13 protein-coding genes are annotated in these 12,606 nt (G+C 62.7%); 5 read left to right on the top strand and 8 right to left on the bottom strand.

The features are described 5' to 3' along the window. Positions 1–11 precede the first annotated feature (11 nt). The 3 genes from LDZ28_RS21700 to LDZ28_RS21690 are packed head-to-tail and all read left to right on the top strand — an operon-like array spanning position 12 to position 2,617. On the top strand, positions 12–1,010 hold the full coding sequence (locus LDZ28_RS21700) for an ABC transporter permease (RefSeq protein ID WP_244830564.1): 999 nt from the start codon (positions 12–14) through the stop codon (positions 1,008–1,010). Positions 1,011–1,059: 49 nt separating this feature from the next. Further along, on the top strand, positions 1,060–1,821 hold the full coding sequence (locus tag LDZ28_RS21695) for an SDR family NAD(P)-dependent oxidoreductase (protein ID WP_244830562.1): 762 nt from the start codon (positions 1,060–1,062) through the stop codon (positions 1,819–1,821). Between the two features lie 22 nt (positions 1,822–1,843). Further along, positions 1,844–2,617: an SDR family NAD(P)-dependent oxidoreductase gene (locus LDZ28_RS21690; RefSeq protein ID WP_244830560.1), complete on the top strand. Its 774-nt coding sequence runs from the start codon at positions 1,844–1,846 to the stop codon at positions 2,615–2,617. A gap of 75 nt (positions 2,618–2,692) precedes the next feature. Here LDZ28_RS21690 and LDZ28_RS21685 read toward each other — a convergent pair whose 3' ends face one another. Genes LDZ28_RS21685 through LDZ28_RS21655 form a run of 7 tightly spaced genes read right to left on the bottom strand, consistent with a single transcriptional unit; the run spans position 2,693 to position 8,409 of the window. Continuing rightward, complete coding sequence (locus LDZ28_RS21685) at positions 2,693–3,118, bottom strand: thioesterase family protein (protein WP_244830559.1); 426 nt, start codon at positions 3,116–3,118, stop codon at positions 2,693–2,695. 38 nt (positions 3,119–3,156) lie between these two features. Beyond that, the gene (locus LDZ28_RS21680) at positions 3,157–3,435 is read right to left on the bottom strand and encodes a hypothetical protein (RefSeq protein ID WP_244830555.1); all 279 of its coding nucleotides are present in this window, start codon (positions 3,433–3,435) and stop codon (positions 3,157–3,159) included. Continuing rightward, positions 3,422–4,402 carry a Gfo/Idh/MocA family protein gene (locus tag LDZ28_RS21675; protein WP_244830554.1) on the bottom strand — a complete coding sequence of 327 codons (981 nt, stop codon included), beginning with the start codon at positions 4,400–4,402 and terminating at the stop codon, positions 3,422–3,424. The genes LDZ28_RS21680 and LDZ28_RS21675 overlap by 14 nt, the downstream gene beginning before the upstream one ends. A gap of 18 nt (positions 4,403–4,420) precedes the next feature. Next, positions 4,421–5,272, bottom strand: a complete 852-nt coding sequence (locus LDZ28_RS21670; RefSeq protein WP_244830553.1) for a sugar phosphate isomerase/epimerase — start codon at positions 5,270–5,272, stop codon at positions 4,421–4,423. Positions 5,273–5,310: 38 nt separating this feature from the next. Next, entirely contained in the window at positions 5,311–6,480 is a 1,170-nt protein-coding gene (locus LDZ28_RS21665) for a dihydrodipicolinate synthase family protein (RefSeq protein WP_244830552.1), read from the bottom strand. Between the two features lie 7 nt (positions 6,481–6,487). Beyond that, positions 6,488–7,267, bottom strand: a complete 780-nt coding sequence (locus LDZ28_RS21660) for a 3-ketoacyl-ACP reductase (protein ID WP_244830551.1) — start codon at positions 7,265–7,267, stop codon at positions 6,488–6,490. Continuing rightward, positions 7,264–8,409 carry an acyl-CoA dehydrogenase family protein gene (locus LDZ28_RS21655; protein ID WP_244830549.1) on the bottom strand — a complete coding sequence of 382 codons (1,146 nt, stop codon included), beginning with the start codon at positions 8,407–8,409 and terminating at the stop codon, positions 7,264–7,266. Before LDZ28_RS21655 ends, LDZ28_RS21660 begins: the two co-directional genes overlap by 4 nt. A 202-nt stretch (positions 8,410–8,611) precedes the next feature. Here LDZ28_RS21655 and LDZ28_RS21650 point away from each other — a divergent pair, with 202 nt between their 5' ends. Further along, positions 8,612–10,144: an acyl CoA:acetate/3-ketoacid CoA transferase gene (locus tag LDZ28_RS21650; RefSeq protein WP_370652247.1), complete on the top strand. Its 1,533-nt coding sequence runs from the start codon at positions 8,612–8,614 to the stop codon at positions 10,142–10,144. Between the two features lie 40 nt (positions 10,145–10,184). Here the strand turns inward: LDZ28_RS21650 and LDZ28_RS21645 are convergent, their stop codons facing one another. Continuing rightward, positions 10,185–10,868: a TetR/AcrR family transcriptional regulator gene (locus LDZ28_RS21645; protein WP_244830546.1), complete on the bottom strand. Its 684-nt coding sequence runs from the start codon at positions 10,866–10,868 to the stop codon at positions 10,185–10,187. A gap of 193 nt (positions 10,869–11,061) precedes the next feature. Here LDZ28_RS21645 and LDZ28_RS21640 point away from each other — a divergent pair, with 193 nt between their 5' ends. Next, on the top strand, positions 11,062–12,570 hold the full coding sequence (locus tag LDZ28_RS21640; RefSeq protein WP_244830544.1) for an aldehyde dehydrogenase family protein: 1,509 nt from the start codon (positions 11,062–11,064) through the stop codon (positions 12,568–12,570). Positions 12,571–12,606 lie beyond the last annotated feature (36 nt).

Below are 12,606 nucleotides of genomic sequence, written 5' to 3'. Positions count from 1 at the left end.
AAGGACAGACCTTGGCCGCCAAAAGATCCGAAGACCCCGCCGCTCACGCGCCACGCAGCTTCGACTTCAGTCATCTCGCGAGCCGCTGGGGCACGGTCGCGGCGGCGGTGATCATTTTCATCGCGTTCGCGCTCGGCACCGACCGCTTCGTGTCGATCGACAACATCAGCAATGTGCTCGTGCAGATCTCCGTGCTGATGGTCATCTCGTCGGGGCTGACCGTGGCAGTGGCGAGCGGCGAATTCGACTTGTCTATCGGTCAGGCAGCGAGTCTCGCGGGCGTACTCGTCGCCGGCATGCTCGTGCTGGCGCACTTGCCAGTGCCGCTTGCCATTGCAGTGGCAATCGTTTCGGGCGTCGTGATCGGGCTCGTCAACGGCCTGCTCGTGACCATGCTGCGCATTCCCTCGCTGATCGCGACGCTCGCGATGGGACCCATCGCGCTCGGTGTCAATTACGCGTACACGGGCGGCGATTCAATCTACGCGCAGATGCCCGACAGCTTCTACGCCATTGCCAAGGGCACGGTGTTCGGCGTGATCCCGATGCCTATCGTCATTGCGCTCGTTACCGTGTTCGTCTTTTACGTGCTGCTCAATCGAACGCGGCTCGGGCGCAGCGTCATCGCGACGGGCGCGAACATTCAGGCGGCGCGTCTGTCGGGCATCAAGGTGAACCGCGCGCGTGTCACGGCGCTCGTGCTGTCGGCGGCGGGCGCGGCGCTCGGCGGCGTGATGCTGACCGCGCGACTCGGCACGGGTCAATCCGGTGCGGGCGATGCTTACCTCATGGACAGCCTCACCGCCGTGTTCCTCGGCATGACCGCATTCAAGCCGGGACGCGCGACCATTCAGGGCACGCTGGTCGGCGTCGTCATCATCGGCATGCTGGATAACGGCCTGAATCTGATCGGCGCGCCGTTCTATTTGCAGAACATCGTGCGCGGCATCGTGATGATCGCGGCTGTCGGGCTGGCGGTCTTACGCGGCGAGATTCGCTTCTTCCGCTAATCGCCTCACGTGCACGAATACATCACGAAACAAGGAGTCGGACATCATCATGAGCAAAGCATCGAATGGACGGGTGGCGCTGGTGACGGGCGCGAGCAGGGGCATTGGCCGGGCGCTCGCGTTGGGACTAGCCGACGATGGCTTCGATGTCGTCGTCAACGATATCGAACGGCAGCGCGATGCGCTCGAAGGCGTGGCAAAAGAGATTCGCGGCAAGTCGCGGCGCGCGTTCGCGCTCTATGCCGATGTCAGCGACAAGCAGCAGGTAACGGACATGATCGCGGCGGCCATCGCTCAGGCGGGTCAGGTCGACGCCGTCGTCAATAACGCGGGCATTCTGATCGCACGGTCGGTGGATGAACTCGCCGAGCACGAATGGGATGCGGTGCTCGATGTCAACGCGAAAGGCACGTTCCTCGTGACGCAAGCCTTGTTGCCGCACATGAAGGCGCGCGGGTACGGACGCATCGTGAATATCGCGTCGATTGGCGGCAAGCATGGCGCGCCGCTGCAAGCGCATTACTCGGCATCGAAGGCGGCGGTCATGGGCTTCACGCGCGTGCTCGCGCAGGAGATCGGCCCGTTCGGCATCACGGCCAACGCGGTGTGTCCGGGCATTATCGTGACGGACATGGGGCGCACGAATCTCGAGGACCCTGCAATCGCGAAGCAGTGGGTCGACAAGACCGCGCTCGCGCGGCTCGGACAACCCGAAGACGTGGCCGGGCCGGTGTGCTTCTTCGCCTCCGATGCCTCCGCTTTCGTGACCGGACAATCGCTCAACGTGTGCGGCGGGATCGTGCTGAGTTGACTCGTTTCTCAAGGCAGATTCCATGTATCTCGACAAATTCAGACTCGATGGCAAGCGCGCGGTCGTAACGGGCGCGGCGCGCGGCATCGGCCAGGCGACAGCCGAAGCGCTGGCCGAAGCAGGCGCCGAAGTCGTGCTCACCGATCTCGATCCCGCCGCGCTCGCTGCCGCCGTCGATGCTTTGAACACGAAGGGCTTCGCGGCTCACGGCGTGCCCTTCGACGTGACCGATCCGGCCGCGCCGCAGCGCATTCACGATGACATTGCCGCGCGTATCGGCGCGATCGACATTCTCGTCAACAACGCGGGCATCGCCATCTCAAACGAGCCGGCGGAGACGATGTCGGATGAGGTGTGGAACAAGGTCCTCGACGTGAATCTGAATGGCTTGTTTCGCTGTTGCCGCGCGTTCGGTAGATCGATGCTCGAACGCGGCAGCGGGGCAATCGTGAACGTCGGTTCGATGGCGGGGTTCATCGCGACGCGACCGCAGGAGCAGGCGAACTACAACGCGTCAAAGGCGGCGGTGCATCATCTGACGCGCTCGCTCGCGGTGGAATGGGCATCGCGCGGTGTGCGGGTCAACGCGGTTGCGCCGACGTATATCGATACCGATCTCGTCAGGAAGGTATCGATGGACCCGAACTTGCGACAGTATTGGGTAGGCGGCACACCGATGGGCCGCCTCGGACGCGTGGACGAAATCGCGTCCGTCATTCTGTTCCTTGCCAGCGACGCCGCGAGTTTGATGACTGGGTCCATCGTCGTGGCGGACGGCGGTTATCTTTGCTGGTGAGATGCGGTCGCTGTCTTCAGGTAACGCTCTGGCCCATCAAGCCTTTGGCAATGCGCGCGGCGTGGATTTTCAAGGTCAATCCTGCGCCGCGAACTGCATCATGCGCTGCCTCAAGTCTTCCGGCAGCGCGACCGAAGTCTGATCGTCGAACGAAAACAGCACGACGGTCTGCTCGATTTTCGCGCGCAACTCATCTTCGAGAGCAGCTTCAAGACTGAGTTTGATCGAACTTCTGCCCAGATCGCGGACCTTCAGGGAGCAACGAAGCGTCTGTCCATGCTTGCTCGGCGCGACGAAATCCGCCTGAATATGCACCGTGGGAATGCCGAGTCTTTGTGTGCCGATGAAATGTGCGTAATCCACGCCCAGTCCGTCATTGAACCAGTCCTCGAGCACCTCATGGAACAGGACGAAGTATTGCGGATAGAACACGATGCCGGCAGGATCGCAGTGCTGAAACCGCACGAGTTTGTCGCAATGAAAGGCCCTGTTTGTCGTCATGTCGCGGCTCCGGTCGAAAGTAGATGTCGGCGACATCATCACATGAGAGAAAAGCTGGAGCCATCCTTGGCAATGCGGATGGCTTCATCGAACGATGCAGCCGTCGCCACGTGCCGATGGTTCACACTCACGAGCCAGCCCTCCGAGGCAAGGCACCAGCGAATCTTTCCGCTGTCCATCAGCGCCGAAAACCAGCGCCACAGGGAAGCGTCGTCCGCATTGGCGCAGGCGGCGGCCAGCGCGCGCGTCTCGCGAAGTTGCTGAACGTCGATCATCGACGTCGCTTTCTTGGTCATGGTCGTGCTACCGGTTGGCATGAGACAGCACCTCGTCGATCACAAGCTGGTTGCCGAGAGAATTTTCGAGCGTGAATGCAAGCGGTTCGCCCGGCCGAAGCACCGCCGCGCCGAAGTTTTCGACCATCGACTGATACTGATCGACATCGCCGAACTCGATAGTCTCCGCTTTGCCCGTTCCATCCAGACGGATATGAACCTTCGCGTCGCCGTACACGCCAGGGTTGAACGGCGCATCGAGCGAGAGCCAGCCTTTCGATCCATGAAAGATCATATGTTGGCGGCGCGCGAGTTGAGTGCCGCAGTAAAAGTGTAGATCGAAGCCAGCAAACGTGAGGTCGCAGACCGCGAGTTTGTCAGTGCCGTAACGCGGATCGATGGTGATGTCCGCGCCGATTGCAAGCGGCTCGAGACCAGTCGCCATGCGCGTGGTGACGACCGGATAGACGCCGATATCACGCACACCGCCGCCGCCCAATGCGAGATCGTTTTTGAGTGCATCGGGATCGTCGTTGAAATACGTGAAGGAGCCTTCCACGAGCCGCAGTTCGCCAAGTGTCCCGCGCGCGATGCACTCCTGCACGAACGCCCATTGCGGATGGTGCGCCACCATGAACGCCTCGCCACAGACGAGACCCGTCGAATCGCGCAGCGCGATCAACTCCCGAACTTGCGAAGCCGTCATGGCGATGGGCTTTTCGCACAGCACATGCTTGCCGGCGAGAAGCGCTTTTTTGCACCACTCGAAGTGACTCGCCGTTGGCAGCGGAATGTAGATGGCATCGACCTGATCGCTGGCGAGAACTTCGTCGTAACTTGCATATGCGTGTGCGATGTCGTGTCGTGCAGCGAAAGCGGCCGCGCGCTCGCGATCGCGTGCCGCCACGCACACCACGCGGCCATTGGACGACCGCTGAATGGCGGGCACCACGAACTTGTCGGCGATTTTCGCGGCGCCGAGCACGCCCCAACGAACTGTCTCTTGCATGATGATTGTCCCTTGCAGTCAGCACACTGTTTGCAAGCGATCCGCGCAGATGCGCAGCACTTCGTCCGGATCGCGCCGCCACCAGTTTTCTTTCGAGAAAATCTCGACTTCGACGAGTCCGTCATATCCGGCTTGCTCGACGTTGCTGCGCACGGCCGCCAGGTCGATGCTGCCTTCGCCCATCATGCCGCGATCGAGCAACAGATCGCGTGTCTCGCGCAACCAGTCGCATACATGAAACGCGAGCAGGCGATCGTCTTGTCCCGCCCGCCCGATCGATGCCTGAAGCGCCGGGTCCCACCAACAATGATAGACATCGACGGCAACGCCGAGAAAGCCGCCATGTCCGGGATCGACCTGCGCGCAGATATCGAGCGCCTGCGCGAGCGTGTTGAGCACGGCGCGATCCGCCGCGTACATCGGATGAAGCGGTTCGAGCGCGAGCGGCACGCCGCACTCGCGCGCCGTATGCAGCAATTCGGCGATGCCTTCGATCACCTGTGCGCGTGCGCCATTCAGATCGCGACTGCCCTCGGGCAAACCACCGACGACCATCACGAAGCAGCGTGCGCCGAGTGTCGCGGCATCGCGCAGGGCTGCCTTGTTCGCTTCGATATTCGCCTTGAATTGCGCGCGACTCGCCGCCGGCAGATATGTCGAACGGCAATAGCCCGTGACGCTCAACCCGAGCGCCCTGATCTGCCGCGCGATGTCGGCGACGTTCGCGTTCTCCACCTCGTGACGCCACGGCGCGATGCCGCCAAATCCGGCTGCGGCGATGCGGTCGATCGTGACGCTCAACGCCTCGCGATGGCCAAGCGTCGCCGTGTTGATCGAGCACAGATCGAGTCTTCCCTGCAGGTTTCTCATGTTGATCCCCGTGTGATGTCGAAGGCGATCCGCCGCGATTACTCGGCGCAACCGAGCGCTGCCATGACTTTCCGCACTCGGCCGATGGCGTCGTCGGGATTGCGCAGCAGGCCGGCCTGATCGGCGAGACGAAAGACCTCGGCGAGATAGGCGGGCGGACGCATGCCGTGGTGGCCGCCAAGCATGAAGAAGTGGTCCTGAAAGCCGTTCAGATACGCGAGGAATACGACGCCCGTCTTGTAATACTGCGTCGGCGCACGAAAGATATGGCGTGACAGCGGCACGGTCGGCTCGAGCAGCGTGTGGAATGTATGGAGGTCGTCGTTGGCGAGCGCGGCGAGCGCCTGCGAAGCGGCTGGGGCAATCGCATCGAAGATGCCGAGCAGCGCATGCGAGAAGCCTCGTTCATCGCCCGCAATCAGACTTGGATAATTGAAGTCGTCGCCGGTGTACATCTTCACCTTGGGCGGCAACTGACGCCGGAAGGAAATTTCCTTGGCGTCGTCGAGCAGGGAAATTTTGATGCCATCGACATGATCGACGCTGTCGCCGATCACATCGAGGCACACTTGCGCCGCGCGCTCATACGACGATTCGCCCCAGTAGCCGGCGAGTTCCGGATCGAACATCTCGCCGAGCCAGTGCAGAATCACCGGCTCGTTACACATGGCGAGCACTTCGCGATAGACGCGCCGATAGTCGTCGGTCGAGCGCGCGACTCGCGCGAGCGCGCGGCTTGCCATGAGGATGACGCGTCCGCCGACGCGCTGCACGGCTTCGAGTTGCTCGGCGTAGGCGCGAATGACCTGATCGCAGTTGGTGATCGAACCGGGCGAGACGTGATCGGTGCCGCAGCCCGATGCGATCGACGCGCCGGGAATATCGCGCGTGCTTTCCACGGTACGCGTGATGAGTTCGAGGGCGCTGTTCCACGTCAGACCCATGCCGCGTTGCGCGGTGTCCATTGCTTCGGCAATGCCTAGACCTTGCTTGATGAGATAGCGCCGATAGTCGAGCGTGCGTTTCCAGTCGATGGCGGGTGGCGCGTTCAGTTCGCCCGCGCGCAGCGGATCGGCCACGACATGCGCCGCCGAATACGCGATGCGATTGAACGGCCGCGCGGGCGTACGCACATCGAGCGGTGTGCCTTGCAGACGGTAGCTTTCTATCGTGCCGAGCGAGGTCGGCAGCTTGAGCGTTGAGTTCATATGCGGTTCAGTATTTGTTGACGAGTAAGCCGCCATCGACACGGATGGCCTGTCCGACGCTGTATGGCAAGCCGCCGGTCGCGAGCGAGCGCACGGCCGTCGCCACTTCCCGCGGCGTGCCCCAGCGTTTGATGGCGGTGAGCCCTTGCTCCATTTGCGCGTCGTAGCGCGCGCGGGAAGGCGCTGTCATCTCGGTCTCGATCAGGCCGGGCTGCACTTCGTAGACGGCGATTCCGTGTTCGGCCAGGCGCAGCGAAAACAACGTCGTGGCCATAGACGATCCCGCCTTCGACACGCAATATTCGCCGCGCAAGGGCGACGCCGCGACCGCATTCGACGAGGTGATCGTGATGACGCTCGGATGCGCCGCCATGCTCTTGCGTATGCGAGACAGAAAGTGCCGCGCAAAAGCCTGCGTGAGAAAGAACGTGCCGCGTGTGTTGATGGCCATGCACCGGTCGAAGCTCTCGGGCGTTACATCGAGCAGATCGCCGCGCGACATGACCGACACGCCCGCGTTGTTCACGAGGCAATCTATAGGAGCGTCGAGCCGCGTTTCGATATCGTTCAGCGTGGCGTGATGCGAGGCGATATCCGCTAGATCGGATACGACGGCAATGGCACGCGCGCCGGTCTCTTCGACATCGGCGACGGCTCGATCGAGTTCGTCGGAAGCCACGGCGTCGGTCAGCGCGATATCGAAGCCCGCGCGGCCCAGTTCGACGGCAATCGCATGGCCGATGCCGCGCCGGCTGCCCGTGACGAGCGCAACAGGACGCGCGCTCATAACGATGCTCCGTTCGCAATCAGATCGCGCGCAATGATCGTGCGCTGAATCTGGTTCGTGCCTTCGTAGATCTGCGTGATCTTCGCGTCGCGATAAAGCCGCTCCACTTCGTAGCCGCGAATGTAGCCGCTGCCGCCGAATATCTGCACGGCGTTGGCGCTGTGCTTGACGGCCGTGTCGCCCGCGAAGCACTTGGCCATCGAGCAGGCGATGCTCGCGCGCTCGCCGGATTCGAGACGCGCGGCGGCATCGTGCACGAGCAGGCGCGCGGCCTGAATGTCCTTCGCCATGTCGGCGAGCATCCACTGAATGCCCTGGAATTCGGCGATATGCGTGCCGAACTGCTTGCGCGTCTGCGCGTATTCGAGCGCCGCTTCGAGACCCGCCTGCGCAATGCCGACCGCGAGCGCGGCGATGCCCACGCGGCCCTTGTCGAGTGCGCTCATCATCATGTGAAAGCCGCGTCCTTCTTGTCCGAGGAGCGCGTCTTCGGCAAGCTTCACGCGGTCGAAATGCAGCTCGCCCACCTGCGATGCGCGCTGTCCCATCTTGTGTTCCTTCGGCCCCTTCGATACGCCCGCCAAGTGGCAATCGACGATAAAGATGCTCATGCCGCGCTTGCCCGCAGCCGGGTCGGTACGCGCGAGCACGAAGGCGAGGTCGGCGACGGGCGCGTTATGAATCCACAGTTTCGCGCCGCTGAGTTCCCAGCCGTCGGCGGTGCGCGTGGCCGTGGTGCGGATGCCGGAAACGTCCGTTCCCGCGTCGGATTCGGTAATGCAGTAGGCCGGACGCAACTCGGCGCGCAGCAAAGACTCCAGGTACTTCGCACGTTGCGCGTCGCTGCCATGCGCGCTCAACAACGTGCCGACGAGTTCGAGCAGGCCGCATTGATCCGCCACCGACGCATAGCCGCGCGACAACTCTTCCATCACGAGCGCGTAAGCCGTGACATCCATTCCCGCGCCGCCGAACTGCTCCGGCACGGTGATGCCGAAGAGTCCCAGTTCGCCCATCTGCTTGTAGATCTCCGCTGGAAAACGCTCTTCGCGATCCAGTTCCTCGGCCAGCGGCCGGATGACTTCCTGCGCAAACCGCCGCGTCGTGTCGCGAATTTGCTCGTGCGTTTCCGAGAGTCTCATGTTGTCTCCATGCCTATCGTCAGATCAGATATTTGCGGCAGGACTTGCGTTGAAGGTTTACCCGCAGCCAGTCGAAATACCGCTTGAATTCAGAGGTTTCGTGTGCCAACATTCGCAGCAAGTAACCATCTGGTGGGTTATTTAAGACCAACGAATGGCCGCTGTCAATGGCTTTTGCGGCTGCTTCCCAAAGGAGCTTTCAGTGAACAAGTGGACGGATGCTGCCGCTGCGGTCGGGCAGATTTTCGATGGCGCGACCATCGCACTCGCGGGTTCCGGCGGCGGGCTGCTCGAAGCCGACGCCGTGCTTGCCCAACTCGAAAAGCGCTTTCTCGAGACGGGACATCCGCGCGATCTGACCATCGTCCACGCGCTCGGCATCGGTGACGCAAAGGGCAGCGGCCTCGGCCGATTTGCGCATGAGGGCATGGTCAAACGCGTGATCGGCGGACATTGGAGCTGGGCGCCCGCCATGCAGAAGCTCGCTCGCGACAACGCCTTCGAGGCCTACAGCTTTCCCGCCGGCGCCATCAGCACGTTGCTGCGCGAGATTGGCGCGGGGCGGCCCGGACTCGTCACGCATGTGGGACTGCGCACCTTCGTCGATCCGCGTATCGATGGCGGGAAGATCAACGAGCGCGCAAGCGAAGACCTCGTCGAGCTGATCGAACTCGATGGCCGCGAATACCTGCGCTACAAGCCGTTCAAGGTGGATTTCGCCATCGTGCGCGGTTCATCGGCGGATGAGAGCGGCAATGTCACGCTGCGCCGCGAACCGGCCGACCTCGATGTCTACGCCGCCGCGCTCGCCGCGCATAACAGCGACGGCCGCGTGATCGTGCAGGTGAAGGAGCGCGCCCCGGAAGGCTACGTGCCGGCGCGGCTCGTGCGCATTCCGGGCATTCTCGTCGACACGCTCGTGGAGACACCGGAGCAAGTGCAATGCGTGGTGTCGGACTACGACGCGGCCTTGAGCGGTGAAGCGCTGTGTACCATCGGCGAAGGCTTCTACGAAGTGCCGACGGGCATTCGCCGCATCATCGCGGCACGCGCGGCGCTCGAACTGCACGAAGGACAATCGGCCAACTTCGGCTTCGGCATTCCGGGCGGCATTCCCGCGCTGCTCGCGGAGCAAGGGCGTCTCGGCACGTTCTGGGGATCGGTCGAGCAGGGCATTCACAACGGCGCGATGCTCGACGGCCCCATGTTCGGCACCGCGCGCAATGCGCACGCCATTCTGTCGAGTGTCGATCAATTCGATTTCTACAGCGGCGGCGGCGTCGATGTCTCCTTTCTCGGCATGGGCGAAATGGATGGCGCAGGCAACATCAACGTGTCGAAGCTCGGGTCGACGGTCGTCGGACCGGGTGGCTTCATCGACATCACGCAAGGCGCACGCAAGATCGTGTTTTGCGGGAGTTTCGAGGCGAAAGGGCTGGATGTCGAGCAGGCGGGAACGCGCTTGAAGATCGTGTCGCCGGGCAGCGTGCCGAAGCTCGTCGAACGCGTGCAGCACATCACGTTCAGCGGCGAGCAGGCATTGCGTAGCGCGCAGGAAGTGCTTTACGTGACCGAGCGGGCGGTGTTCCGGCTGGAAGCCGAAGGCGTGCGGCTGATCGAGGTTGCGGACGGCGTGGATATAGAGCGCGACGTGCTGGCGCGCATGGCGTTTCGTCCGCTCCTCGATGCAGCGTTGCTCGCGCGTATGTCGGCGGCGCAAGAGAAGGTGGCGTGACATGGCAACGCCGCTGCCCAAGATGCTCGCCGTGCCGTTTTCAGGGCCGCACGAGCCTAAGGATGGTGTCGATATTGAAGTCGAGACGGCTCTTGAGTGCCGCCTTGTCCATGAAGTCGATGTCGAAGATCACGCCGCTCGTGAAGCGATTCGTGAGGTAGTAATAGCCGATGGCAGCCATGGTGATATGCAGTTGCCGCGCATCGACGCCACTACGAAACACGCCCGCTTCGACGCCGCGATCGAGGATACGTTGCAGCATCGAAATGAAGCCCTGGTGCAATTCCTTGAAGCGCTGCGACTTCTTGACGTGCCGCGCGCGATGCAGGTTCTCGCTGTTCACGAGCGTCATGAACTCGGGGTTCTTCAGGTAGTAGTTCCAGGTATGCGTGGTGAGCGCGACGATGGCTTCCTCGGGCGAGAGATGGTCGAGGTCGAGCTTGAGTTCGGCGGAGCGGATGTCGGCATACACGTCTTCGAGCACCGCGACGAACAACTCCTCCTTGCTGCCGAAGTAGTGATAGATCATCCGCTTGTTGGCCTTGGCGCGCGTGGCGATGGCTTCCACTCGTGCGCCCGCCATGCCGAGCTTGGCGAACTCTTTCTTCGCGGCATCGAGAATCCGGGCCTTCGTTACTTCGGGGTCCCGCTGTCTGGGTTGACGGGTGACGACGGCTTCGGCGGACTTGGATGCGCTTCTCGGCGTAGCGGGGGTGAGGGTCATGTGCGTGGTCGAAGAATGAGCGGTCGGGATGCCTGAAGGCACTCGGTATGTCAGCGACTATAAACCAAAAATCGGCTTGTACGGAAGTAACCGGATGGTGCAGAATGGGTTCCGTTGACGTGAGGCAGTGACCTTGTTCTCACGCTTGCAGCGAATGCCGGGCGCACCGCGGAAATGTTGAATGGAGACGGATATGAGTGATTTGAGCGAACTCGCAGCCTCGCTGCATCTTCCCGACGAGCCGCTGCGCACGCCGATGTTCATCGACGGAAAAAGTCATGCGGGCTCATCCGCCGAATGGGTGACGCGCAAGAGTCCGGGGCACGGCGTGGGCGTCACCGCGACGCTGCGTGCGTCATCCAGCGATCTCGATACAGCCGTCGCCGCTGCTCGACGCGCTTTCGACGATGGCCGCTGGTCGCGCTTATCCGGCGAGCAACGCGCAACGGTCCTCTTGAAAGCCGCGCGCCTGATTCGCGACAACGTCGAGACGCTGGCGTATCTCGAAACGCTCGAAAGCGGCAAGCCTGTCGGCCAGTCGCGCGGCGAAATCACGGCGGCCGCGGGCATCTGGGAATATGCGGCGGGCCTTGCACGCGTGGTCCATGGCGACTCGCACGACACGCTCGGGGCCGACATGTTCGGGCTGGTCATGCGTCAGCCGGTGGGAGTCGTCGGCATCGTCACGCCGTGGAATTTTCCGTTCTTCATTCTTTCGGAGCGTCTGCCCTTCGCGCTGGCTGCGGGATGCACGGTGGTCGTCAAGCCGTCCGAACTGACATCGACCACGACGCTCAAGCTCGCCGCGTTGCTCACCGAAGCGGGTCTGCCCGACGGCGTGGTCAACGTCGTGACCGGTCTCGGTCCGGTGGTCGGGCAGGCGCTTGCCGAACACATGGACGTCGACATGATCTCGTTCACCGGTTCGACGCAAGTGGGCCGTTCGGTGCTCGCGGCGGCGGGCGGCAACATGAAGAAGGTAGGGCTTGAGCTCGGCGGCAAGAATCCGCAGATCGTGTTCGCCGATGCCGATCTCGACGACGCCGCCGACGCCATCGCCTTCGGCATCGCGTTCAACGCAGGACAGTGCTGCGTGTCGGGCAGCCGGCTCGTGGTGCATCGCTCGGTCGAAGCGGAGCTCGTCGACCGTATCGGCGCGGTGCTTGCCAAGGTGCGCATGGGCGATCCGCTCGATGCGTCGAATCATGTCGGTGCAATCGTCGAGGCGCGTCAGTTCGACAAGATTCGCGGTTTTATCGATGCAGGCACGCACGACGGCGCGCAACTCGTTTGCGGCGGTAACGCCAGCAGCGATGGCGAGCGTTTCTTCATCCAGCCGACGGTGTTTCGCAACGTACAGCCGGGCAGTTCGCTCGCGCAGGACGAAATCTTCGGGCCGGTTCTTTCAGTGACGCCGTTCGACGGTTTCGAGGAGGCTATCCAACTCGCGAACGGCGTGCCGTACGGTCTCGCGGCGAGCATCTGGACGCGCGACCTGCAAGGCGCGTTCAAGAGTCTGCGCGATGTGCAAGCCGGACGCATCTGGGTCAATTGCACGATCACCGGCGGACCGGAAATGCCCATCGGCGGATTCAAGCAGTCGGGTATCGGCCGCGAGACGGGACGCTACGGCGTCGAGGAATACACGGAGATCAAGTCCGTGCATGTGCAGCTTGGCAATCGGCCGCGCTGGATCGCATAGCGCGAGTGGTTCACGAGAGCGGCCTTCGAGAGCCGC

Origin of the sequence: Caballeronia sp. TF1N1 (genome assembly GCF_022878925.1) — a bacterium.
Taxonomy (GTDB): domain Bacteria; phylum Pseudomonadota; class Gammaproteobacteria; order Burkholderiales; family Burkholderiaceae; genus Caballeronia.
The sequence above is the reverse complement of the archived record's forward strand: the minus strand, read 5'-3'. Positions and strand labels throughout refer to the sequence as shown.

Bases quoted from the DNA above. Each gene is read 5' to 3' on its own strand.
- LDZ28_RS21695 (WP_244830562.1), top strand. From the start codon at position 1,060: ATGAGCAAAGCATCGAATGGACGGGTGGCGCTGGTGACGGGCGCGAGC.
- LDZ28_RS21690 (WP_244830560.1), top strand. From the start codon at position 1,844: ATGTATCTCGACAAATTCAGACTCGATGGCAAGCGCGCGGTCGTAACG.
- LDZ28_RS21685 (WP_244830559.1), bottom strand. From the start codon at position 3,118: ATGACGACAAACAGGGCCTTTCATTGCGACAAACTCGTGCGGTTTCAG.
- LDZ28_RS21680 (WP_244830555.1), bottom strand. From the start codon at position 3,435: ATGCCAACCGGTAGCACGACCATGACCAAGAAAGCGACGTCGATGATC.
- LDZ28_RS21675 (WP_244830554.1), bottom strand. From the start codon at position 4,402: ATGCAAGAGACAGTTCGTTGGGGCGTGCTCGGCGCCGCGAAAATCGCC.
- LDZ28_RS21670 (WP_244830553.1), bottom strand. From the start codon at position 5,272: ATGAGAAACCTGCAGGGAAGACTCGATCTGTGCTCGATCAACACGGCG.
- LDZ28_RS21665 (WP_244830552.1), bottom strand. From the start codon at position 6,480: ATGAACTCAACGCTCAAGCTGCCGACCTCGCTCGGCACGATAGAAAGC.
- LDZ28_RS21660 (WP_244830551.1), bottom strand. From the start codon at position 7,267: ATGAGCGCGCGTCCTGTTGCGCTCGTCACGGGCAGCCGGCGCGGCATC.
- LDZ28_RS21655 (WP_244830549.1), bottom strand. From the start codon at position 8,409: ATGAGACTCTCGGAAACGCACGAGCAAATTCGCGACACGACGCGGCGG.
- LDZ28_RS21645 (WP_244830546.1), bottom strand. From the start codon at position 10,868: ATGACCCTCACCCCCGCTACGCCGAGAAGCGCATCCAAGTCCGCCGAA.
- LDZ28_RS21640 (WP_244830544.1), top strand. From the start codon at position 11,062: ATGAGTGATTTGAGCGAACTCGCAGCCTCGCTGCATCTTCCCGACGAG.